General features: G+C 43.7%; 20 protein-coding genes. 3 read left to right on the plus strand and 17 right to left on the minus strand.

What is annotated here, in order from left to right; genetic code table 11:
- Nucleotides 1-24: 24 nt before the first annotated feature.
- From KME12_07020 to KME12_07100, 17 genes are all read right to left on the minus strand, one after another.
- Nucleotides 25-4062 carry a glycosyltransferase gene (locus KME12_07020; GenBank protein ID MBW4487524.1) on the minus strand — a complete coding sequence of 1346 codons (4038 nt, stop codon included), beginning with the start codon at nt 4060-4062 and terminating at the stop codon, nt 25-27.
- A 40-nt stretch (nt 4063-4102) separates the two neighbouring features.
- Complete coding sequence (locus KME12_07025; protein ID MBW4487525.1) at nt 4103-4498, minus strand: tetratricopeptide repeat protein; 396 nt, start codon at nt 4496-4498, stop codon at nt 4103-4105.
- 75 nt (nt 4499-4573) lie between these two features.
- On the minus strand, nt 4574-7144 hold the full coding sequence (locus KME12_07030; GenBank protein MBW4487526.1) for an O-antigen ligase family protein: 2571 nt from the start codon (nt 7142-7144) through the stop codon (nt 4574-4576).
- A gap of 17 nt (nt 7145-7161) precedes the next feature.
- Nucleotides 7162-8631 carry a sugar transferase gene (locus tag KME12_07035; protein MBW4487527.1) on the minus strand — a complete coding sequence of 490 codons (1470 nt, stop codon included), beginning with the start codon at nt 8629-8631 and terminating at the stop codon, nt 7162-7164.
- 133 nt (nt 8632-8764) lie between these two features.
- Nucleotides 8765-9541: a WecB/TagA/CpsF family glycosyltransferase gene (locus tag KME12_07040; GenBank protein MBW4487528.1), complete on the minus strand. Its 777-nt coding sequence runs from the start codon at nt 9539-9541 to the stop codon at nt 8765-8767.
- Between the two features lie 33 nt (nt 9542-9574).
- Nucleotides 9575-10498: a glycosyltransferase gene (locus KME12_07045; GenBank protein ID MBW4487529.1), complete on the minus strand. Its 924-nt coding sequence runs from the start codon at nt 10496-10498 to the stop codon at nt 9575-9577.
- A 9-nt stretch (nt 10499-10507) separates the two neighbouring features.
- A complete protein-coding gene (locus KME12_07050; GenBank protein MBW4487530.1) occupies nt 10508-11416 on the minus strand; it encodes a glycosyltransferase family 2 protein in 909 nt (302 codons plus the stop codon).
- A gap of 16 nt (nt 11417-11432) precedes the next feature.
- Nucleotides 11433-12389, minus strand: a complete 957-nt coding sequence (locus KME12_07055) for a hypothetical protein (GenBank protein MBW4487531.1) — start codon at nt 12387-12389, stop codon at nt 11433-11435.
- A complete protein-coding gene (locus tag KME12_07060) occupies nt 12376-13464 on the minus strand; it encodes a DegT/DnrJ/EryC1/StrS family aminotransferase (GenBank protein ID MBW4487532.1) in 1089 nt (362 codons plus the stop codon). Before KME12_07060 ends, KME12_07055 begins: the two co-directional genes overlap by 14 nt.
- Before the next feature lie 14 nt (nt 13465-13478).
- Nucleotides 13479-14471: an NAD-dependent epimerase/dehydratase family protein gene (locus KME12_07065; protein MBW4487533.1), complete on the minus strand. Its 993-nt coding sequence runs from the start codon at nt 14469-14471 to the stop codon at nt 13479-13481.
- Nucleotides 14472-14475: 4 nt separating this feature from the next.
- Complete coding sequence (locus tag KME12_07070) at nt 14476-15204, minus strand: class I SAM-dependent methyltransferase (protein ID MBW4487534.1); 729 nt, start codon at nt 15202-15204, stop codon at nt 14476-14478.
- Entirely contained in the window at nt 15188-16024 is an 837-nt protein-coding gene (locus KME12_07075; protein ID MBW4487535.1) for a methyltransferase, TIGR04325 family, read from the minus strand. Before KME12_07075 ends, KME12_07070 begins: the two co-directional genes overlap by 17 nt.
- Complete coding sequence (locus KME12_07080; GenBank protein MBW4487536.1) at nt 16012-17238, minus strand: glycosyltransferase; 1227 nt, start codon at nt 17236-17238, stop codon at nt 16012-16014. Before KME12_07080 ends, KME12_07075 begins: the two co-directional genes overlap by 13 nt.
- 142 nt (nt 17239-17380) lie before the next feature.
- Nucleotides 17381-18094: a class I SAM-dependent methyltransferase gene (locus KME12_07085; GenBank protein ID MBW4487537.1), complete on the minus strand. Its 714-nt coding sequence runs from the start codon at nt 18092-18094 to the stop codon at nt 17381-17383.
- Complete coding sequence (locus KME12_07090; protein ID MBW4487538.1) at nt 18091-18822, minus strand: hypothetical protein; 732 nt, start codon at nt 18820-18822, stop codon at nt 18091-18093. The genes KME12_07085 and KME12_07090 overlap by 4 nt, the downstream gene beginning before the upstream one ends.
- Before the next feature lie 14 nt (nt 18823-18836).
- Nucleotides 18837-20123: an ABC transporter ATP-binding protein gene (locus KME12_07095; protein MBW4487539.1), complete on the minus strand. Its 1287-nt coding sequence runs from the start codon at nt 20121-20123 to the stop codon at nt 18837-18839.
- A gap of 15 nt (nt 20124-20138) precedes the next feature.
- Nucleotides 20139-20969 carry an ABC transporter permease gene (locus tag KME12_07100; GenBank protein ID MBW4487540.1) on the minus strand — a complete coding sequence of 277 codons (831 nt, stop codon included), beginning with the start codon at nt 20967-20969 and terminating at the stop codon, nt 20139-20141.
- A 167-nt stretch (nt 20970-21136) separates the two neighbouring features.
- Between KME12_07100 and KME12_07105 the strand changes: the two genes are divergently transcribed.
- The 3 genes from KME12_07105 (at nt 21137) to ftsH3 (ending at nt 24768) form a co-directional block, all read left to right on the plus strand.
- The gene (locus KME12_07105; protein MBW4487541.1) at nt 21137-21934 is read left to right on the plus strand and encodes a hypothetical protein; all 798 of its coding nucleotides are present in this window, start codon (nt 21137-21139) and stop codon (nt 21932-21934) included.
- Nucleotides 21935-22029: 95 nt separating this feature from the next.
- Nucleotides 22030-22836: an aminotransferase class IV gene (locus KME12_07110; protein MBW4487542.1), complete on the plus strand. Its 807-nt coding sequence runs from the start codon at nt 22030-22032 to the stop codon at nt 22834-22836.
- A gap of 84 nt (nt 22837-22920) precedes the next feature.
- Nucleotides 22921-24768, plus strand: a complete 1848-nt coding sequence (ftsH3, locus tag KME12_07115) for an ATP-dependent zinc metalloprotease FtsH3 (GenBank protein MBW4487543.1) — start codon at nt 22921-22923, stop codon at nt 24766-24768.
- The last annotated feature ends 101 nt before the right edge of the window (nt 24769-24869 follow it).

A 24869-nucleotide genomic window follows, 5' to 3' on the forward strand; every position in this document is an offset into this window, starting at 1 on the left:
TCCTTTTCGATTAAGTCAACTTGGTCAGGTTAAATGTTGTTCGAGAGTTTCCAGATTTGAGATAGCAAGATTACCTGCTCCAACTGCTGCGATCGCTTGCTGGTCTTCGTGCTCCAGTGGCAATCGAGATTGAACACGAGTCAACAAGACTTGCCACTGGATGCTACTCAAACCACCTACAAGAGATATTTCCGGACCCTCCGTTACGTCTAATTCTTCTTCTTGTAAAAGTAACGTCATTGTAAGGCCCGACAGTGCCAGGTTCGCTTCCTCTTCAGAGATGTTGCTCATATTCACAAGCAAAGTGATCTGGCTTTTGTCGGGACGATAAGCGATCGCCTGAATTACTGCTCCTAGTTCTGAGTAAAGCATTTCTTCTGGCTGACTCCAGTCAGGAAAAATCAGCAAATTAATTTCTCTTAGATTTAAAGGCGTCAGCGTAGCTGTAATAAGCGCTGAGCTAATCTTGTTTGCCATCGCTGACCAAGAAAACTTTGCAGCTTGTTCTAAGCCCATCTCGATTAAAGCCTGACGTACTTCAGGCTTTTGCACCTCACATAGAGCATTGGCTAGAGCAGTCGCATCATTGTCGTCCACATATAAAGCCGCATCCCCTGCAACTTCTGGAATTGAGGCATTAGGGCAGGTGATTACTGGACAGCCTGAAGCCATTGCTTCCACAATCGGCAGTCCAAAACCTTCGTATAAGGATGGATAAGCTAAAGCGATCGCACCTGAATAAGCAACTCTTAGCTCATCGTCATCTAGCCGTAACATATGAACAGTTACACCAGCCGTATAGGTTCTAAAGTCAGTGTCTAGCAGAGAGTTGCTACCAGTACAAACGATATCAAAACCTTGCTTACTTGGCAGTTGAGCAAATGCCTGGAAAAACAGTAGAGAGTTCTTATAGCCTGCTCCACCACCCACTAAAAGAAAGTAGGGTTTAGAAATCCCATACTTCAACTTAAAGGCATTAATTTCTACAGTGCTACTGGGTGAGAAGCTAGGTTGCACTCCACAATGGGCAACTGTCACGGCCTCCAGAGGTACATCTGAGTAAAAACTGCATAAGTCATGTGTCGTATTTTCAGAAATTGCAATATAAGCTGAGGCATGTTGAATAGCCAACTGCTTTTCTCGCCACATTGGGTCTTGAAGATTTGCTCCTAGTACCTCTGGAATCATGTCATAAGCCATGAACACAGAAGGAGTTGCTATTGGTGTTGTGTAATAAGTTGATATAAATAGATCAGCGCCTTCCTCGTCACACACCTGCTGTAACATCTGGCGGTCTAACTCAGTTTCGCTATAACTATAAGCTGGCACAAGTCGATAACGAATATTAGGAATTTTAGGAACCGTACCAGCGCGATCGAGGACAACAATATTCTGTGCAAAGCTCTGTGTAGACCATTCCTCTAGTACAGATTTCCAGACACGAGCAATCCCAGTTTTATAGAGCTGAAAAAAGACCCCATCGACTACAATGGTTGGCTTACCAGTCTTAGCTTTTGTAAATTTCTGAAACCAAACTCCAGTATCATCAATCTTCGTGAGATTAAATTTCTCGTTTTGAAGAGCCTCAAACTCATGTAAAGCTTTTCTACAACCTTCCCAATGGCCATAGTCATCTACTTGGATAACTCCGTCAGGCACAATACACTCATAAAGCGTATTGAATATATCCATAGTTGATTCATACCAATCCCCATCAGCATGTAGAAGGGCAATATCGTTAATATGTAATTTGTATTCAGGTAAGGTATCTGCGAATAAACCTTTTACAGGAACGACGATATCGGTCACACCAAGTTCTTGACAAACTTTGTTTAAATTTTCTTCGATAGGGGCCTTTAAAGTACCTACTCCAAAGCCTGTTAAGTTTGCTGGAATTCCGTCATGCCGATCAACCTCTATAGGATCTGGCATTCCTTCAAATGTGTCAAAGGCATACAAAAGCCTTGGACGCAAACTGTAACGCTGAATAACAGTAGCTAGCAGTGCTGCTGCCCCTCCTTTATAGGTACCACATTCAACAAAGCTTCCAGGAATATCTTCCAAGCAAATCTGCTTTGCTAACGAGTAAAGAGAAAACAAGCGGGCTTCACTTAATAGGGTGTAAGGACGAATTATGCTGAGTATCTGTTGAAACTCATCAGTAGCTAGTTGATGTGAAAACCCACTCACAGCATGCTGCTTCAAGTGCTCTGGCAGAGTCCAATCAACCTCTGGGTCTGGCTGGTGCATAACTGGTTCAACTTCCCCGCGCCAAGCAACACCCATGATTTGCATAGTTTGGTAAATCATGGTATTCCAGCCTTTATGCTTCAGGTAGTCTAGACCTTGGCTTACATCAGGGGAAGTTAGATCATGAAATACAATCACTGCATCTTCTTCTGCTAACTGCTCACAAATGATCGCATCCTCAAGAGGCCCTGGTGCTTCGTGATTACCATCAATGAAGATAAAAGGCCATTTTCGTTGCAATTGAACAGCTAATTCCTCTACCTTTTGGGGGCTATAACCTGCTACTAAATTGACTGTATTAAGAACCCCAGCCCGTTCTAATGAGGTGCTAACACTTTCAAAAATCTCAGGCCTACCCAATACAGGATCAACCACGTCTAACTCAACGCCTGCAAGCGCTATATGGCAGGCCGACCATCCTAGCCAACAACCAATTTCTAGACCTTTCTTACCTTCAAACTTGAGAGCAGTATTGTAAAGAATATGTGCTTCATCTCGGCTAAGAAACCCTATTGTTGGTTGCCGCCTGTCAACATACCAGTTGTGAGGAATATCTCGACGTAAATATGGCCAAGCACAGGTGCTTGGATTTCCTGCAACCATCTCAGGAAAGGCATAGTCAGGCTGAATGATTGATAGTCCTGGCGAAACGTAATCTCTAATAGGCAAAAGAGCACCTTCAATAATTTTCAGTGTTTGTTCGAGCATTCTTTCTTCTTGAAACATTACCTCTGCCCGTTGTTTGCAAGCTTGGCCAACAGACATGCGTAGAGTTGGGCTTACAGACCAATCTTGAATTGCCTTCACCAATTCTCTTACTGTAGATTGAGAATTAGAATTAGGGTCAGAAACTAGCTTGCCAGTAGAACCTAATTCTTCAGGAATTCCACTAACAGATGTGGCAATAACTGGTAGTCCTTTAGCCATTGCCTCCATAACAGACAAAGGCATACCTTCTAGCTGTGCAGGAAGGATAAAAATATCAGCGATATTGAGCCACTCTAAAACATTTGATTGCTGGCCTAAAAACTTTACCTTATCTGCAATTCCAAGTTGCTCTACAACTTGCCTCAGGTGAGTTTCAAGCTGCGGCTCAAAAATCCCGCCCCCAGCCCATACAAAATAAAGCTGGGGCCAGACAGCAGTTTTCATTAATTGTCTAATAGCTTCTAGTTGATATTGATATCCCTTACGGCTTTCTATACGAGCAGCTGTAAAACAAACTATAGCGTCATCAGGAATGCTTAAAGTTTCTCGCAGTTCTTTTCTGATAGACAGATCGCAGGGGGTAAAATAATGACGAGGTCGTCCATAATGTATGACCTTCCCCTTGCATTTAGGAAGACCAAATAGCTCACGTAGCAAATCCAGGTTATTATGAGAAACCGCAATAACTGACTTAGCTTTTGCGTAATGCTCTGCCAACTCATCTATGTAGCTAGAAAATTGATTAGCCAAACAAGGTTCAACGAGACCTTCAACTACAATGTAGGGTATTCCAAGTTGAATACAGACTCGCTTGGTAGAGAAATTTGAAAAAGGATTTGTATTACTACAAATCAATAGGTCAGGCTTGTATTCTAAAGATGTTAAAACTTCTTTGAACTCTTTTTCTTGGCTACCATTACACCAGATGTGATGAATACCCAAGCTCTTCTGATACACAATCTTCTCATGATCATTCTGAGGTTGCAAACAGGTAACTCTATATCCTTTTTTGATCAAAAAACATAGAATAGAGTGGTTATATTGAGCAACACCGCCAACACCAGGATCAGTGGTTGACAATAAGATATGTTTAATCATATTCACAGAAATCTCGTAAAAATTTATAATTTTAGCCAAGGATTTTTTAGCGATTGCCAGCTTTTTTCTTTACTTGGGTCAACAATGCTTTATAAGTAGCATTATTAGGATTAAGCTTAATCAATTTTTTCAGAGGCTCCTGAGCGCCCTCTAAGTTACCCCTTTTTATACGTATTTGCACTAAGCTCTCTAAAGCTACCTGATTTTCTGGTTCTCGTTGCAGTACTAGCTCATATCCTTTTTCCTCCATCATTGGCTGTGATTGTACTATTGTAGAACTCATTTTTGGTTGGGTGATCTGACGGAAGGTATCAGCAAAGAAACCTCCCACTGCAAATACTGTTGACCCTAAAAACAGCCCAGTAGAGACGAATGCTATCAATCGTTGTTTACGCTTGATTTGAGTTTGGCGTAGCTCTACATAATTATTAAAACTGCTCATGCTGAATTCCAGTTTGTGTAACTTCAGTGAAAGGCTCTTCACTCTTTAGATTACCCACTCTAGTCTTGAAGTCTTTCAAGTTTTTTGAATTAAAGCATCACGCCATGCTTGCAAAACTAAATCCCAATCAGAAAAATAGAGAGGTGAGAACAAAATCTCAGGTAATAGTTCAGTTACTACAACACTGTCTGCAACAGTAAGGAAATCGACAGGAGCAGAACCATCAATATGGCGACTGAGAACTCCGAATCCAGTACGGGTGCGACGATATTGACGACTCGGTGCATTCCGTTTCAGCCATTCATCAAAGGATGATGAACGATTCATGCTTGTGACTAGAGCTTCCCAAAGTTCGGGGGGTAGGCTGTTTTGCTCTGCTTGTATCCATGCTTCTCGCAAAAGAGATTGGCGTTGACCAGGGTTGAGCCAAGCTGCGATCGCTAATTTACCTGGTGAATTAGGTAAGGCTTGTATTTGTGGCTCTACATTTTTGCCTTCTGCAAGTTGTAGGATGACTTGGCTTAAGGGAGTACCGTGACTATCCCAGTCTTTATGCGCTGCTTCGAAATCACCTCGCCACCAGTTCACCCCACCCCGCAGTTGGTAGCAGTAGGTACTAATTTGTTCCGGCTGAGCAGGAGCCTGTAATAGCTCTGTACATTTTGCTGCAACACGATCCAGCATGGGTGTGTAGAGAGGCTGGATGGTAGGCGCTCGCCAAACAGGGCTGGTAATGAGCAGCGGATCACGTAATGCTTCCAAAGCTACTGCTTCTGTCGCCAAATCGACTTTACCTTGCGCTAATAAGCTAAGCCCCAACCCATAAAACACCCCTCTCTTAGCAGGAACTAGCTGAGCAGAGCGAATAAACTCTTGGGTTGCAGCTTGAGGATTTTGATTTAATAAGAGCCAAGCTAGATTGGTATGCCCAAATTCTTGGTAGGGAGAGGCTTGGATGCCTTTCTGTAACCAAGTAATGCCATCGGCCTGAAGTTGGCTTTGTTGTTGAGGATCGTTAGTTTGCAAACTCAGATTCCCCAAGTTCCAACCTAGCTGGTAAGGATAATATGGCTCCCAAGGCGCTAACTGAGCAGCTTGGCTGAGGCGTTGCACAAACCCAGGGATGTTTTCTCGGCTTAGAGCAATAAAACCCTGACTCGATAATTGCCAAGCTCGATGAATCGGAACTAGCCAGACGCTGACCACGAGCAGCAGGCCTAACCCAGCATAAGTTACGCCTTGGGCCGCTCGTCCTGTAATTGAAAATTTAGGTAGGGCGCTCACTGAAGTTTCGGAAAAAGTCTCGCGAAATACAGCGGCAAGGATAGCGATGAAGAGAACTAAAGTGCCACCGATGCAAACATTATCGAGCTGGTAATCGGTCAAGCTACTGATCCCATAACCTAAAAGACCTGCCAATATACTCCAAACAAGAATTTGGTCTGTATGTTGACGGGAAACGGGCTGAGCTGAGATTTTACTAAGCCAGCGAATGCTTAAGTAGGTGAGGAGAGCGATCGCAATTACACTCGTCCCAATTCCCCACAAACCTAGTTCAGCCCAAATTTGCACTGGAGTACTGTGAAGTTGGTAGGTTAGTTCTGCTTCTCGGCCTGCCCATCCAGGGCGATATTGCTGATAGACAATCGGAACACTACCAGGCCCAGCCCCGAAGACTGGATGCGCGATTCCCATCTGCCAACCTGTTACAGCAGTAATCATCCGGTAGGCAAAGTCGCCGCTTAGTTGACCGCTGAGTATGGCAGTAATTGCTGTTTTAAGGCGATCGTTTGTGAGTACTGACAGGCTCAAAAAAGCCAGCATGAAAAGGCTTCCTAAGCCTAGCCAAAGACGTGGCAGAGAGCTGCGGAATAGTAGTAGAACAAACCCGACGATACAAAGCGCTGCGAGTCCTAACCAGCCCCCCCGCGAACCCGTGGTGTAAAGAGCAATCAACCCCAGTCCTACTCCTGTCAGCCAAAGCCGGCGTTGCTTTCCAGTTTGCAGAATACTCAGCGCCAGGAGCAAAGGGAGAGCTAAGAGGAGATAGCCTGCTACGTAGTTGGGATGACCGAGCGGTGCCCAATTGCGTAACTCTAACGTTGAGAGGTTTAGTGAAAGATTAACACCTGACTGGCGTAGGGCTTGCAACCGATCCAGTTCTGGCAAGATCGTTTGGGTTAACCACAAACCAAGGCTCACGACAATAAAGGCTAGATTTAAGTACCCTTGCCCCACTAGTAGGTTGTAGCGATCGCGGGAAGTCAGAACTTTATAGTTGAGCGCATACAAGCCAGCCAGAAAACATAAAGTGGCCCAAGCGTACCAACGAGCTTGCATAGGAAACTCAGCGACAGCAGCTGAAGTAATCAGGCCAATAGCAGTAAGACCCGCGATCGCATCAAAGCCGTTACCCAGCCAGAGCCATTCCTGCCGACGCCATACCATCCACAAAAGCCATAAAGGTAGGCAAGCTAAACCTACTTGCCAGAGAAATACCCAGGGCCATGAAACAACTAAGGTATTGCTGTCAGGAAGCAGTGTGAAGAGTATATAGAAACAGGTGACTAACAATCCTAAAAGCGAGCCTTTGGGATTGGAAGTTGCGGGTGGGGCTTTTTTAATTAGAGGGCGATCGCCAGTCATGGGCTTGTATGGAGAGTTTAGTAGGCACCTTTACCAAACAAAACGATGCGGCAAGTTTCTACCAAAATATCAAGATCGAGATTGAGCGACCAGTTGTCAATGTAGTAAAGGTCTAGGCGGACTGCATCACTAAAATCGGCAATATCAGAGCGGCCCGAAACCTGCCATAACCCTGTAATCCCAGGCAGAACTTGATGGCGAATGTGGTGCCAGGTGTCAAAGCGCTCCACATCTCGGAGGGGCAAAGGACGAGGGCCAACCAGGCTCATCTGGCCTAGCAGAACATTAAATAGTTGGGGCAACTCATCAATACTAGTAGATCTCAGGAAACGACCCAGGCGAGTAATTCGAGGGTCATGTCTAATCTTGAACATGACTCCGCCTTTGATCTCATTACAAGCTTCCAACTGAGCCTGTAACGCTTCGGCTTCTGTCACCATTGTGCGGAATTTCCACATATGAAAGACTTTGCCATGCAACCCCATTCGTTCTTGCCGGAAAAAGATCGGGCCTGGAGAAGACAACTTGATCGCGATCGCCACAGCCAAAAAGAGAGGCGACAGCAGAATCACACCAACTAAAGCCCCGAAGACATCCATCCAACGTTTTAAGCTATACTCCAAACTGCTTAAGAAACGCGGCTCTACCCGCAGAGTTGGTAAACCAGCAAAGATCTCAGGCAGACCGCGACGATGCAACATATCTACACTGGAAGGTAGCAAGCGCAAAGTAATGCCCTGACGACGTAGCTGCCAATAAAGCGCTGAGGCCAGTGCAGTGTTGGGTAAGTTCTCGACTAAAACCTCTTTGGCCTTGGATGCCAAAATGGTTTGTAGAGTAGTCGGAGCATGAGCGGTGGTTGCTAGTGCTGCGCCAACGACTTGATAACGTGAGGCATCCTGACCCTTGAAATTTAAACGCTGTTCTAATACATGGGCCAAAGTTGACAAGCGATCGCCTGGGGCAATCAAAAAAACAGGAATCGGAGACTGGCTTTGCTCAAACTGACGCAAAATTAAGGTTGTTAACAGCCGAAATCCTATTACTAACCCGACACTACTCAACCAGGCTGTAAAGAATAGCGATCGCGGTGGGTCTAGCTTAGGGTCATAAAAATACCCCATCACTAAGGAGAGCGAATAAACCATGCTCACCAACTTGCCTGCCCGGAGGTAGTTCTTCCATTGCGTTGCCGAGGAGTACAACCCCCCGTAAGCAAAAAACAGCAACGTCGCAGCAGCAAATAGCCAAAATAGACTTGGCAGACCCAACCAGCTCCACCAGTTCAGCTCCGGTGGTAAAGGTGAATAAAATTGATTCAAATGTGCCGCAATCTGCCAAGCCATTCCCAACGCTAAGACGTCGCTGAGCAGTAGTGCTAGCATTCGATACCCTTGCCAACCGCGAAGCTGTAACAAGTTCAACTTGCCAGGAGCACGAATATCTAGCTTGGAATTGTTGGAAGCTCTGCCAGAAAACTCAATCATTGCAGTATAAGCAGATTGCGGAGATGCAGTAGGAATTGCTTCGGCTATCACTATTTTTGAAGAAATGATGAAGCAGCAACTTCATTCAGTATTCCGCAAAATCCAAACAAACCTGACAGAACCCAAAATTGAATTATTTGAGTCGCAGCCAGTGACGTAACAACTGCCAACCAAACAAAATGACAAAGGCAGGATTATTGATGCAATAACGCTGCCACAAGCGCCTTGGCTCCTGTGAAAAACGATATAACCACTCCAACCCTAGTTTCATCATCCACCGGGGGGCTTGAACCACTTCACCACTGTGGAAACTAAAAGCTGCTCCCACACCAATCATCACAGCAGCAACTTTGCCTTGCTGCCGAGCCATCCATTCTTCTTGCTTGGGACAGCCTAACCCCACAAAAACCACAGATGCGCCAGAGTCATTAATCCGCTGCACATCTGACTCCTCCTCTTTTAGAGTCAGAGACCTAAAAGGGGGCGCATAGCTATCTGCGATCGCCAAATCCGGAAATTTCTGAGTCAGATTGTGCTTTAGCTTCTCTAGCATTGACTCGGTGCCACCATATAAATAGATAGGCATTTCTAACTGAGCTGCGCGATCGCACCAAGCCAGCATTAAATCTGGCCCATACACTCTGGTTTGGTCTTTGATTCCCAACAGTCGCAAGGCCCAGACAAGCGGCATGCCATCCGGACTGACCAGAGCCGCTTGATTAATGATTTGTTGGTACTGCCGCTGCCAATAAGCCGTCATCACCACATGAACATTGGCAGCGACGATGTAGCAGGAGTTTCGGGCCTCAGCCCAAATTTGGATGCGATCGCAGGCATCAATATAGCTCGTCGCATAAACAGGAGTTAAGATGACAGTGACAACAGGACATTCCTGATTTGCTTTGCTCATATTCCTCCTATGCCCTTCTAAGGCTTTGCCTGCTTACCGGCGCTGACGCGCATAACTTGCCAAGCCTCGCAATCCAAAGGCTGGAATTGCTAAAGCTACCAGGGTTGAAGAGCGAAATTGCCCATTGCGGAGACAACGCATCAAAGCTTGGCTATTATTTTTAATATCTTCAGCTTGATTTAGCCATTTACTGCCCAGCAATAACAGTTCATAGGCCCGGTACTCTAAGCCAAGCTGACGATAGAGATCGAAATGGCGTTTAACCACCCGATACCAAGCCAAAGGTGTCACTAAACGACTATTGCTGCCTAAGTATTTGCGCCATGTATAAATAGTTTGGGAAATTGCGTGATAGTCGCACTCAGTAGCGATCGTTCGTATCCAAAACTCGACGTCATGTAGATCGTCTACACCAAACTCTGTATCGTATCCACCTACAGACTGCCAGAGAGATTTACGCAGGGGGGTTGTTCCGATCAGTTTCCAGTTTGAACTTAGGGAAAAAGGCTTAGAGCGCAGCATGGTTTGCAGAGATACATCGCCTGGATGAACTGCGATCGCGTCACCCTCGGCACGGTCCTGCCGCAAATAAGCGCCGTAAATAAAACCAGCCTCTGGATGCTCTTGAAACGCTTGATGAATGGCTGCTAAAGCATGTTCAGGCAGCACATCATCTCCATCTAAAGGCACTAAAATCTCGCCTTTCGCTGCTTTGAAGCCGTCATTTCTCGCTGCTGAGGGCCCGCCGTTTAGCTGTCGCCAAATCACCCGAACATCAGGTTGCATCTCTAACTGATGGCATACATTGACTGTGTCAGGATGCCTTGAAGCATCATTCACCACAAGAATTTCTAGCGCCGGAAAAGACTGCTGCTGAATACTATGAATCGCATCCCAAAGCAACTCCCCCTCTGAGTAACAGGTGATTACCACACTAATATTGCTAACAGCTGTCATCATGTGGAGTTATGAGTTCAAAGTTTTAAGCAAATGAGCACCTCGCTGTCTTAATCCTATAGGCAAGAGCCGCATGGCACTGATCAGCACGATTGATGCATACTTCTTGCAGAACATTACCAGACCCCACAGTCCATAGGCTTCCCAATTCAGCTGCCACCATACCCGCCAACTTAAGCCAGATTGCAGTACAAAGACTAGCTTCAAAATTTTGAGAGGATCTCCATCAGCCAATAACCAATTGGAGGGGTACAGCCGAGGCTCACCAGGGAGATTCCAAGCAGCATGGCGAGTATCTACAAAAAGCTGAAATCCTGCTTTTTGAGCCCGGATCAAGTACAGAGAGTCGCCACCATAGTGAGGTGTGATTTTACAATCAGGATAGCCAATCGCATCTACTACTGCTCGAGGAATGCACACTAAATTGCCGCTGAGCAAATCACAGGGGATGACTTGCCCTGGAGTTGGTTGAATGAACCGATACCCCTTCCAGGTCTTGACCTTACCCCCAAAGGAAAGCTGATTTGGACTATCAGTCTCAAAGCCCTGTGCCCCTACAATTGCTTTGGGGCGTTCACGGCAAAAGCTAACTAAATCTGCGATCGCTCCTGGTTCTACTCGGCAATCATCATTCAGCCAAATCAAGAATTCTGCACCCTGCTCATAGGCATAGGCCATCCCCTTATGGATTGCCCCCGTCCACCACAGATTGCCATCTCCCTTCAGGATCTGCACGTCCGGATATTCTTTTTGAATTGCCTCCGCGCTGCCATCGGTTGAGCCATCATCCACTATGAATGTATGGTAGCGTTGTAAATCTCCCACTTTATGAAGCGTACATAGGCAAGATAAACTGATCCGCCTACGGTTATGTACTGGAATAATGATATGAACAGGTAACTTTTCTATTCGACACATAATTCAGTTACCAAAGCTATAGAATTCGCCTATATTGGGCTTCGCCTGTAATTAAATATTTCCAACGGCGTACGGTTGCATACACTCCTTTTTGAAAGGCAATATAAGGTATTGAAATGCCGCTATGGTGGAGGTAGGTGATACTTTCTAGAAGTGAGTCAATATATTTTTCATAAAGTCCTAGTCCTCGAATGCCAATTCGATACCCAAAAAACAGTTGAATATGGGTTGGACTGGTAATTCTAAATCCATGAAAATGGTAAAAAACTGGATGCAGTTTATCTAATTGCCGCTTGGTAAAAAAATTGACGTTCCAAGGAGCCAAAGTTTTTTCAACTTTTTGTAAGATGTGAACTTCATTATTAAAATGAGTGGGCCAAGAATCTAAATATTTCTGGTCGCCAAACTTCCCATCCTCGCATCTATTGAAACACCATTCTAGACACTGAGCCTGCCACTGATGCATCAGATTAGCCGCGGCTTCTGACCGTTTAAAGGTTATGAATTGCACACAGAAGCGCCCACTCACTAGGGACTGGTCATATTCAGGTGCATAGGCATGATCAGTAATTAAAACTTGTTTTTGATTGAGTTGAAGCTCTTGTAGCAAGATGCGCGGATCATCGAAAAAGAAAAGATCAGCGTCTAGATATGTAACTTGCTGCACACAAGGATTTTGTTTAAAGACAGCTTCAAAGCTGAAGGGGGTTAAGGTCCAGCAATACTCGCCTCTACTTCTTCCTGCTTTGACTGCTAGCAATTCAGGAGTTTCAACATCCTGAAGAGGAATTAAGCTAACGTGAGGTAAAGCGAGTTGTTGCAGATGCTTTTCTACGCTTGAATCCATGCATAGAATCCATAGATGAAACGGTTGAGCATGCATCATTAATGAGTGATGCAATGTCATTCCCATTGGAAGAAAATTATAGTCAAACAGCGTGCAAAAATGCTCGGTCGTTTTACTGGTACTCATTCACTATTGTGATTACTCGATTAATATCTGCATCACTCATCTGAGGATGGCAGGGAATTGATAAGCACGATTGAGCATATAACTCTGCATTGGGCAAACCTTTTGGGTCACATTTGAGGTTTTTAGCAGGAGGCTGATGATGAATAGGAACTGGATAATGGCTAAGATTACTAATTCCATGAGCCTTGAGGAAATTACTAAAGTGCTCTCGTTGCTCACAAAGTACAACAAAGAGATGATAAACGTGGTTTTCTGCTTGTAGCGGTTTGGCAAGCAGTTTAATTTTGGAATTACTAATGCCCTTAAAGTAAGCTCTAGCAATCTGTTGCCGTCGGTTAGTGAAAGTATCTAGCCAGGTTAATCGTACTGAAAGTAAGGCAGCTTGTAATTCATCTAAACGACTATTTAACCCGATTTCTTGATGATAGTAACGTTGTGTTTGACCGTAATTGCGGAGTATTTGAGCTTGTTGAGCGATCGCCTCACTATTGGTTACAAGCGCTCCTCCATCTCCGATTGCTCCCAAGTTTTTAGTAGGGTAAAAACTATAGGCACCCCAGGCACCAAAACTCCCAGCCGTCCTACCATTGCTGTAGGCTAGATGAGCTTGGGCACAATCTTCTAAAAGATGAATATTAGCGCGATCGCATAACTCATGCCATTGATGCATCTGACGTATCTGGCCATATAAATGTACTAGCAAGATGGCTTTGGTATGAGGCGACAGACAACGTTCTACACTAGACGAATCAAGCAAACCTGTTGTTGGGTCAATATCTGCTAAAACTGGAGTTGCTCCTGCTCGTATAATTGCTAAAACAGTGGCAAAAGCTGTCATAGGAGTCGTAATCACCTCGTCACCTGGGCCAATCTTAAGGGCGTGAAGGCCAATTTCGATTGCGTCCATGCCGTTACCAACCCCAAGGGCAAAGCTAGTACCACATTGCTTCGCCCATTTTGACTCAAAGTTTTTAACTTCGTTTCCTAAGATATACCAACCAGACCTTAGCACTCTCTCGACAGCAACCAGCTCTTGCTCTAGAAGAGCTTCTGGTTCTGCTTGAAAGTCATTCATGAGGATCATAGTTGCTACCAGTAATACGATTTGTGCTGGATGTAGTAAGCCAAGGTTTGTTTGAGTCCTTCTCGGAGAGAGACAATCGGTGACCACCCTAATGCCTGATTAATCTTGGAGTAATCACTGTAATAGTCACCAATATCTATTGCCTTCCGGTCAGGCGGAAAAGGTACTAGTTCATAGTTACCCTCTCCATAAAGTTCAACCATAAGCTCGGCCAGGTCTTTAAGGTTGATGTATTCGCTACTACCTAAGTTAAATACTTCCCCATTAGCCTTTGGATCAATTGCAGCCCTCAATAATGCCTCTACCGTGTCATCAACATAATTAAAATCACGTAGTTGAGCACCATCACCGAATACTTGAATAGGCTTGCCCTCGATTAAATTACGAATCCACACACCCAAGAATGTTTGTCGAGCATCTTTTACTCGCATACCAGGCCCGTAAGTATTTGTGAGTCGTAGGGCACAGGCTTGGATTTGATAAACATTGTTATATAGCAAGTGATACCACTCACCCGCTAGCTTATTAATTCCATTTACGTCTACTGGCCGAATTGAGTGCTTTTCATCTACAGGTAAGTACTCAGGTTTTCCATAAAGTTGACGAGTGCTGGCAAAAATAATTTTAATTTTTGGATTATGTCTTCGACAGGCTTCTAAAATTGATAATTGAGCAGATGCATTAATATTCAAGTCAGTTAACGGATCTGTCATTGAATCAATATGACTTGTTTGCCCTGCTAGATTAAACAAGAAGTCTTGGCCTTGAACCAAATAGGCCATTGCATAAGGATCACGTACATCTGTAATATTTATATTCACGTCATCCTTAATATCATGAATATTAAATAAGTTTCCTCCATACTGGGGAATTAAGCTATCTACTAAGGTTACCTTGCTATTTAAGCGCACCAATCGGCGAGCTAAAGAAGAGCCGACAAATCCTAACCCTCCAGTGATAAGAATATTGGAGTTTTCAAGATTCTGGATATGATTCATTAATTCATTCCGCACTATTTTCTTGAGCCAAGATAACAAGGTCTAAATATAAGTCTTCATTTGTAGGTAAAATTTTTCCAAGGAGTTCCCCAAAAATATTGAATGGAGCGATCAGAAATAGTACAACCAAGAAATTAAGGTATTTATTGGTTGTGTTGGTTTTTTTGTATAAATAAGTGTTTATCAGTTGGAAAATCACTCTGATATCATTAACACTTTTTCTGCACTCCTTGATTTCAAAACCATTTTTTTCTAAGATAAATCTAAGACCAAAAGATGAATATCGAGCGTAATCAAAAGGTTGTTCGTGCTCATCCCAAATAAAAGGAACAGTTATAAGCAATTTTCCTTTAGGTTTGATTACTCGTCGAACTTCAATTAAAAAATGATCAGGATTAAAAACATGCTCAAAAACTTGATTAATAACAATAGAATCAAATTGCTTATCCTCGAATGGAAAAACTCCACCATCGTAAAAATAGTCGGCAGACTTATGAACACGATTCTCTGGCGAGTCGATTTCTAGTCCCAAATATTCAGAAACGTGAAAGAGACTTCGATAGGGTTTCTGTCCACAACCTATATCCAAGGTTTTACCATGAATATGTTGGCTTAAATCAGTAATATGATTAATCAATCCCTTACGAGCAAAATAGAAGGGATTAATGAATATGCCAAGAACAGACGGATTAAATTGCTCCTTTTTGATTTTTTCCTTAATCTGCTTTAACATAAGCCATCTTTCTAAGAGTAAATCCTTTAAACTGAGAGGGAATATTTGCTTTGTCGGTTGAATTAAATTCAAATATAATTTCATATTCCTTATTGAAGAAATTTAAAAACTTTGGCTTACTAAAAAACCATGCTGGATAGCTAGAGTCATAAATCCTAGAAGATACCCTTTGTACCGTCAACCTATCCACATTGCTCTCTATGAAAGGAGTTCTATCGACAATAATATATTCTATATTTTGGTCAATCAGCTCTCTTAAAACACCATATGGATTTTCTAAGTATTGAAGAACACTAGAAAGCAGTATTACATTTGGATTTCGGGATTGTGCGCAGCTTTGAATATCATTAAAAAAATTTAAATACTCATCTTCAAATAGCTCCTTGCCGCAACTGACGAAATTCTTCTGTTCAACAATGCTCCATTGAAATTCTTTTAGTTTTAACAGAAATCTCTTGTTCTGATAATAGGAACTACCCAAAGAGCCTCCATAGTCTAATACGCTCAAACAATTATTGTTTTCAATCGCGATACTTAATAATCCAGCAAGGAGCGGAAAAGAATAATCTAACTTATTAAATACAACAGAATCTCTTTCATAAGCCGCTCTGCCCTCTTTGACTTGCAAAAGCGAAGTTTTAACTTTACTTAGAATTAAATCCGAATCATATCCAGAGGAGTTTTCTCGAGCATCAGCCCAAGACTTATAATTGCCAGAAAAACTATATGCCCGATTCCTGGATCTATAAGCCTCCAATATAACTGGAGGTATTAGCTCTTTAAGTATGAACTTTAGCTTTTGAAACTTTATAGTAGCCATTTACGAATGATCTGATCTAATTGAAGGGCCCGCTTTTCAAATGTATGATCTTTGAGGGTTCGAGCCTGTCCTGCTTGGGCGATCGCTACTCGCTCTTGAGGATGCTCAAGTAACCACTCAACTTTTTCAACACATTCATCAGCAGATTGATAAGTTACTACTTCGTTGTCAGGATCAAACAATTCTGCAAGGTTTTCTTTCCAATCTGTGACCAAACATGTCCCTACTCCAGTAGCTTCAAACAAACGCATATTAGAAGCTGAGCGAGGTGAAATATTAATATGATTATTGAACGTTATTTTGGAGTTTTGAAGTGTTTGAAACATTTCAAGGCCAAAGACAGCAGGCTTTATAAAAGGGCGTAACCGAGGGCTAACTATCTGTGTTGGCATACTACCTTGTGAAGCAAATTTACCTATTTTAGGTAGCTTCCTCAACCAACTTTGCGATATACCTATTCTTTGTAATCCTTGCATGAATCTGTAAATCTTATTTTGCAATAGTACCTTTAACTCACTATTCCATTGATGAAAGGTGCTAGGTGAGTATATTTCTATTGCAAGCTCATTAACTAGCTTCTCTAAAATCAGTTCTCGTTCAGAATGGTATTTATAGTTGGAAACAATTTGGCCAATAAAAGAGAAATTAATTGTTGGTTGACTATATCTGTCGATACGCTCAAGTAATCGGGAATCAAAAGCGTGATTAATATGTTCGCTTAAGTGCCCCATTCTTTGAAATTGTGCGACTAGCTCCGGAACACATGATAGAACAACATCATATGCTTGAAAGACAGTTGCATCTTCATAAGGTGCACCACACCAACCCATCACTAACTTAATAGATGGGCAAACCTGCCGTATCTCTTTAAGCCATGCATAACTAAATGTAGAGTAGTCCTCCATAAACAAAATTTCTGGTTGAAAGCTTTTAACTTGTTCAAAAGTGATATCCAAAAGCCAATTACCTAGGCTAAATTCTAATCCCCTTTCTAAAGCCCAACTCATCTGAAGGGGTTTTGCATTGGCCAAAACCTCCATCATTTCATAGCCAAAAGGAGTAAGAGCATGAGACCAAAAATCGCTCCAGCCAAAAGCATCGTAATCTAGTCTTGACTTTTGTTCATGATGACAAGTACTAAGAAGATCAGAATAGCTATTGTAAAATCTTTTCAAATATGCTGGATAAGCAGTAGTAATTTTTAATATTCTCATTTTAATTTTCTAGATTAGACAAAGAAATAATATTTTCGATGAAATAATATTCGTGGTTGAGTATTTTGATTTAACTCTTAATTTAGAGAAAAAGTGCTTAATCTTGAATTCGGATTGGGTTGAATATACTATATCTGTGTTTCTAATCGCTGAATTTATCTAAAATCTCTCCATTTTTATTTATAACTATGTAATTGAAATTTTCCTTCCATAACAACATGTTGACAAATAAATCTCGGTTTTTATGAACCAGATCTTGAAAGGGATTTTTCCAGCGAGAATGAAACTGACGAAAGAAGTAGTCAGTACCTAAATCTCGTCTTTCGCTATCTTGCCATTCAATAAAAATTAAAGTGTTGTACACTAACTGGACATGCCACTTGTGATGATCATGCAACTTCGTGAAGTTAAACATCACATCTGAGAGCTTTGACGGTGTCTCAATATATCCTCGTTTTCCAATGCGCATTATTTCCCGACAGGCTTTAGCCGGATCAGAGACATGCTCTAAAACATGTGAACAATAAACAAAATCAAACTCGTTGTCCTGAAAGGGAGTTTGCTCAACGCTGCAAATAGTAAGTGGCCGAGAATCCCGTTTGAGTTTCTCAGTTCTATGAGTAGTAGAACCTTCGTAGCGATCTGCTAAATGAGTTGCTAAAGGAAATGGATAACCTCCACTACCAATATCAAGAACTTTTTCGTCTGGCTTTATATTAAAATTAATATACTTTGTTTGGTATGAATACCGATCTAGTTCGGGTCCATATCCTCTTTTTAGTGACTTGAGTGAGAATGGTAGTGCTTCCTTTAAATAACCTTTTATTTTATATTCAAACTGAACTAATTGGTTCATGGCTTTCTCCAAGCACAAGTTTTCCAAAAATAGTGATTGTAAGGACCTGGGCCAGAAAAGTCATATTTTCTCCAGCCTTTGTCGTATAGGTATTCATGTATATAAGAGTAATGTGATCGTTCTGCATTATCTAATAAGATAAAACCATTTTGTTTTACTTTAGAAAATGCATGATGAAAGCATGATGGCCGTGAACGACCGTCAATTAAAACCACATCAAAATAATTATCTTGATATTTTTCTATACTGCTAGCATAGCCCCTAAATGATTTCTCACAAAATATGTCTGAACTTGAAATGTATGAGCCTGGATCGGCACTATTTTTAATGGTGGAAGCTAAGTTTGATTCTGGTTCTATTAGATGGAGTTGGCAATTTGTATAATCTTTTACTTTTAAGTAATTTGAAACCTTTAAATACCAACTTTTATCATGCTCAACCGAGACTACTTCCTCTGCTCTTTTACTAAAAAAAACAGTAGAACCGCCTGAGCCATATTCAAAGACGCTCATATGTTTCATTAAGATTTTCTCTAGAAAATTTATAGCTGGAAATGTTATCCAGGGCTGTTCATCTTCTAAGGGATTTGCAAGGGCTTGTAAACTGTGTTCCCATCGAGGGAAATAGCGCAAATCCTGGCTGTAAGAATGTTCTGGATTTGATGCTTTTAACTTAATAGATTCTTGTATATAAATATAAGAATTTTTAATTTTTTTGAATGGTAGCATCGTTAAGGGGAGGTTTAATGTGATGTTGAAAAATAGTGGTCAACTAAAAAAAATCCTTGGCTTTCTGGCGGTATTTTGCCAGTATCGTAATAATCCCCTGCTTCGATATCAAAAAATCCTGCATTTTGTACCCAATCAGCAACAATGCCGTTGATGGCACAGTAAATTGTAAATGCATATCTTCCCGGCATAAGCGGTAATTTCTCAATGCATACTTTTATGGACTCATTATCCGGTGTTATCTCCGATAAGTTCTGATCTAACATTTCACTGCTTAACAGGGTTATCCTTTCACCGAACTGGTTGTCGATTCCTATTGCAAGATGTACATTTTTGATTATTTGATTCAGATAATTCCTGTAGTTGAATAGAATCTGCACATCCTGGCCACTGTAGAATGAATTAACACTCTCCCCATTGAGATCCTGAAGAGAAACGGAGGTGAATCTGATATGGCCGCTTCCTTGTCTATCGTTTCTATTATTTAGTAATATTTGAGGTGAATTAGAGAACTCACTGATGTACTTGCTGACTGTAAAATCTGTTTTATCATCTACCAAGACTTCTCCTTCTTTGAGCAGGATCGCTCGTTGGCATAGATTTTGTATTGCTGCCATTTGATGGCTGACAAATAAAACTGTTCTTCCTTCTTTATGTGCTACATCACTCATTTTTCCTAAGCACTTTTTCTGAAAAATAGAATCACCGACTGCCAAGACTTCATCTACAATCAACGTTTCTGATTCCAAATGAGCAGCAACGGCGAATGCAAGACGGACATACATTCCAGAAGAGTAGTGCTTAACTGGGGTATCTAAGAACTTCTTTACCTCAGCAAAGGCCACGATCTCATCAAATTTTTTTTTAATCTCAGCTTTGCTCATGCCAAGAATGGCACCGTTGAGATATATATTTTCGCGGCCTGTCAATTCTGGGTGGAAACCTGTGCCTACTTCTAACAAACTGGCAACACGGCCTTTGGTCGAAATACGGCCTGTTGTAGGTTCAGTGATTCGGCTTAATAGTTTCAGAAGTGTAGATTTTCCAGCGCCGTTGCGACCGATGATGCCAACGCGCTCGCCTTGCTTAATTTCAAATGACACATCTTTGAGTGCCCAAAATTCCTCTTTTGTAGGTGAGAGAGGTTGTTGAGCAAAAGGATTGAGGATTCGACGACCAACAGATTTAGCACCATCAGCAAGCACATCTCTCAGGGCTGTGTAGCGCGATCGCCCCTGCTGCTGATGCCCAATAATATATTTTTTGCCTAAATTTTCAACTCGAATGACTGTATCAGACACACCCGTCATTCCTACTTAAATTACGTCTGCAAACGTGCGCTCGGTTTGGCGGAAGTACCAAATGCCACTCAGCAACAGTAGCGCAACTAGACCTGTTGAGAGCATAAATCCTGGCCAGTACAACTGAGCCTCACCTCCTAAGATTGCCCAACGAAAGCCATCAATAACACCCACCATTGGGTTAATTGAGTAGAGCAGTCGCCATTGTGGTGGCACGATGCTGCTGCTGAAGCCTACGGGGGAGATATAGAGGCCGAATTGCACAATAAACGGCACAATGTAGCGGAAATCGCGGTACTTCACGTTTAGAGCTGCCAGCCATAAACCTGCCCCCATCGCAGCGGCAAAGGCCAGCAGAATAAATAGAGGCAAAGTTACAATTCGCCAATCTGGTACAAAGTTGAACCAAATCATTAAGGCCAGCAAAATTATTCCAGAGATCAGAAAGTCTACAAAGCTAACGATTACAGCGCTGGAAGGCACAATCAGCCGGGGAAAGTAAACCTTAGAAATCAGATTGGAATTAACAATGAGGCTATTGCTACACTCGGCTAAGGCACTGGCAAAAAACTGCCAAGGTAGCATGGCAGCAAAGACTAAGATTGGGTAGGGCGCACCGCCAGATGGTAGCTTAGCCAGATTGCCAAAGACGATGGTGAACACAATCATGGTGAGGAAGGGGCGAATCAATGCCCAAGCAATGCCAATTACGGTTTGCTTATAACGGACCAGGATGTCTCGCCAAGCCAAGAAGTAAAATAACTCTCGGTATCGCCAGAGGTCTTTCCAATATTGACTCTCTGTACGACCTGCTTCAATGATCAGTTCTGGAGGATGTGGACTCATAGACGGGCAAAGTGAGCGAGTAAGAGTGGGGGCGATCGCTCGATATGAATATTAGAGTAACTTGATTCTGAGAATGCCCTAGAATCTAGCTCAAGCGATCGCCTTGGCGAGTTTTTCAGTAGTTTGCAGCCTGAATCCGGTAGCTAAAGTTGTAACTAGGACAAATGATGGTGTTCTCTCGGCAAGCTTGGGGCCAGCTGATTGGTCCTTCCCTAGTTGCATTAGCCTGTGCCGCTGTTATTGGGGCCACGCAATTGCCGCAACTAAGAAAGATCAGTACCAAAACCAGTACGGCTCCCGTGGCGGTTCTGAACCGAGAACTTGCGGCGGAGAAGTTGCGCCTCAACTTGCTAGAAAAGCTACCGACCTTCGGATTCAGTAACTTGCTAGCAGATTGGGTCTTCTTAAATTTTTTGCAATACTTTGGTGATGATGAAGCCCGAGAAAAAACTGGTTATGAGTTAAGCCCAGAATATTTTGAGGTTATTCTCAGCCGCGATCCCTATTTCTTAGATGGTTACTTCTTTCTCTCTAGCAGTACCTCCTTATTTGCAGGTATGCCAGAGCGTTCTGTTGACATTATGAACCGAAGCTTGCAACGTCTCTCTCCCAAGGTCCCTCCTAATGCTTACTATGTGTGGCGTTACAAGGGAACTGATGAACTGTTATTTTTAGGTGACTCCAAGGCAGCGCAGCACTCTTTTGAGATGGCAGCAAATTGGGCTAGTACTTATACAGACTCAGAGAGTCAAAGCATCGCTGCATTTTCGCGGCGCACCGCTCAGTTTTTAGCTCGTAATCCTCGAAGTAAGTTTGCTCAGGTGGCAACGTGGTCCCAAGTTTTAAGCAATGCCACCGATGACCGTACTCGTCAGATTGCGGTTAAACGGATTCGGGCTTTAGGCGGAGATGTGATCACAGGCCCAGATGGAACATCCAGGATTAAGTCACCCCCACGAGATTAATCAAGTCTAGCGAGCACCATTGATCCCCGTTTGCTCGGAACTGTAAGATTTGTCTGGATCTTCTTCAACTAGGGTCAGGCGGGCAGTTGCTGAACTTGAACTCGCAATTTTTCTGGTACGCTGGGGAACTGGTTTGTGCTGGCTCTGTGACGCTGCCTGTGGATGAACCAGGGCTGCTCTATGGTGCTACTCTCTTTACGACATTGCGGATTTACTCCCAATCATTAGAAGCACCGTTAACCAACTGGGCAGGACATTGCCAGCGGTTAAAGCGGAGTTTGCGATCGCTCGGTTGGCAAGCTCCAAACTGGCAACGAGTGCGGCAAGGAGCTGAGGCTTTAATCCCTTACTTTCCCGTTCTTCGGATTACGCTGTTTCCCGATGGTCGGGAGTGGATTACTGGGCGATCGCTCCCTGCAAGCTTGGGTGAATGGCAACAGCAAGGAATTGTAGCTTGGTTGGCTGAATCTTCTCGGTTTGAGCGATCGCTACCCGTACATAAAACAGGAAATTACTTACCAGCATGGCTAGCTCGGCAAAGCGCTATGCAGAAGGGGGCACAAGAAGCGATTTTGGTGAATCATCAGGGAGATTGGCTAGAAACTAGTACGGGCAATCTCTGGGGATGGCTTGATGGCGATTGGTGGACTCCCCCCCTAAAGGCAGGAATTTTACCTGGACTGATGCGATCGCAGCTAATTTCTTGGTTGATGAGCCAGAATAGGACAATAAGAGAAGAACCTTGGTGTCTGGATCTGGTAATGGAGTTTGAGGCGATCGCCTACTGTAATAGCGTAGTAGAAATCGTCCCGATTCACGGAATTCTGAGACATCACTCTCAGCTTGCCTATGACCCCACCCATCAAGGTTTTCAGCAATTGCGGGGGCTTTTCCTGGGTTGATTGTTAACCTGATTCTGAAATTAGGTTAATATTAGTTAACAAAGCAAATTTGAAAAAAGTCCCCGCAACTTACAACTAGGAGGATTGACCTCAGTGAACAAACGGTGGAGAAATGCGGGACTGTACGCGCTTCTAGCAATTGTGGTGGTTGCACTGGCAACTGCACTCTTTGATAAGCAACCCCAGAGTCGAGAGACGTGGCGATACAGTCAGTTTATTCAAGAAGTTGAAGGCAATCGAGTAGAAAAAGTCAGCCTTAGCTCCGATCGCTCCAGAGCTTTAGTCACAGCTCAAGACGGTAGTAAGGTTTTGGTTAATCTGCCCAGCGATCCTGAGCTGATTGATACTTTGACTAAAAATAATGTTGATATCTCAGTTCTGCCTCAAACCGACGATGGCTTCTGGCTCAAGGCCTTGAGCAGTCTATTCTTCCCAGTCTTATTGCTGGTTGGTTTGTTCTTCCTACTGCGTCGTGCCCAAAACGGCCCTGGTAGCCAAGCGATGAACTTTGGTAAATCCAAGGCTAGAGTCCAAATGGAGCCTCAAACCCAGGTTACCTTTGGCGATGTCGCGGGAATTGACCAGGCAAAACTAGAACTAAATGAAGTTGTAGATTTTCTTAAAAACGCCGATCGCTTTACCGCCGTTGGAGCCAAGATTCCTAAGGGTGTGCTGCTAGTCGGCCCTCCGGGAACAGGTAAAACCCTGCTGGCTCGTGCAGTGGCGGGTGAAGCAGGTGTGCCTTTCTTCTCCATCTCTGGTTCAGAGTTTGTAGAGATGTTCGTAGGCGTGGGTGCTTCTCGCGTCCGTGACCTCTTCGAGCAAGCCAAAGCCAATGCTCCCTGTATCGTCTTTATTGATGAAATTGATGCGGTTGGTCGGCAGCGGGGTGCGGGTCTAGGTGGTGGCAACGACGAGCGGGAACAGACCCTCAACCAGTTGCTGACCGAAATGGATGGCTTTGAAGGCAACAATGGCATTATTGTGATTGCGGCAACCAACCGCCCAGACGTATTAGATTCAGCGCTGTTGCGTCCGGGTCGCTTCGACCGTCAAGTTGTCGTCGATCGCCCTGATTTTGCCGGTCGTTCAGAAATTTTGCGGGTGCATGCTCGTGGCAAAACCTTAGCTAAGGATGTGGACTTAGACCGGATTGCGCGTCGTACCCCTGGGTTCACTGGTGCTGACCTGTCTAACCTGCTAAATGAAGCGGCAATTCTAGCGGCGCGTCGGAACTTAACCGAAATCTCGATGGATGAAGTTAACGATGCGATCGATCGCGTCTTGGCAGGTCCAGAGAAGAAAGACCGGGTGATGAGCGAGAAGCGCAAGCAGCTAGTGGCTTATCACGAAGCAGGTCACGCACTTGTTGGTGCCCTGATGCCAGATTACGACCCCGTGCAAAAGATCAGCATTATTCCTCGTGGTCGTGCAGGTGGTCTGACTTGGTTCACTCCTAGTGAAGACCGCATGGATTCTGGTCTCTACAGCCGCTCCTATTTGCAAAACCAGATGGCGGTAGCTTTAGGTGGCCGTATTGCTGAAGAAATCATCTTTGGCGAAGAAGAAGTGACGACTGGTGCAGCCAGCGACCTACAACAAGTGGCTCGTGTGGCTCGCCAAATGGTAACTCGCTTCGGCATGAGCGATCGCCTCGGCCCCGTTGCGTTGGGTCGCCAACAAGGCAACATGTTCCTGGGAAGAGATATTGCTGCTGAGCGGGACTTCTCGGAAGAGACTGCTGCCACGATTGACGACGAAGTTCGTAACTTGGTTGAGCAAGCATATCGTCGCTCTAAGTCAGTTTTGATCGAGAACCGTCACGTCTTAGATCAGCTAGCAGACATGCTGGTTGAGAAAGAAACGGTGGATGCGGAAGAGTTGCAAGAGTTGCTTGGCAACAATGACGTGAAGATCGCAGCGATCGCGTAAGCCCCAGTTAGGCATAAGCAACATCGCTCCGAAAACGGTTAACCCTCCTTAAAATTGCAGAGTCGAGGTCAGTCCTGAAATTCTCAGGTTTTGAGCCTCGA

The organism is Trichocoleus desertorum ATA4-8-CV12, assembly GCA_019358975.1.
GTDB classification, from domain to species: domain Bacteria; phylum Cyanobacteriota; class Cyanobacteriia; order FACHB-46; family FACHB-46; genus Trichocoleus; species Trichocoleus desertorum_A.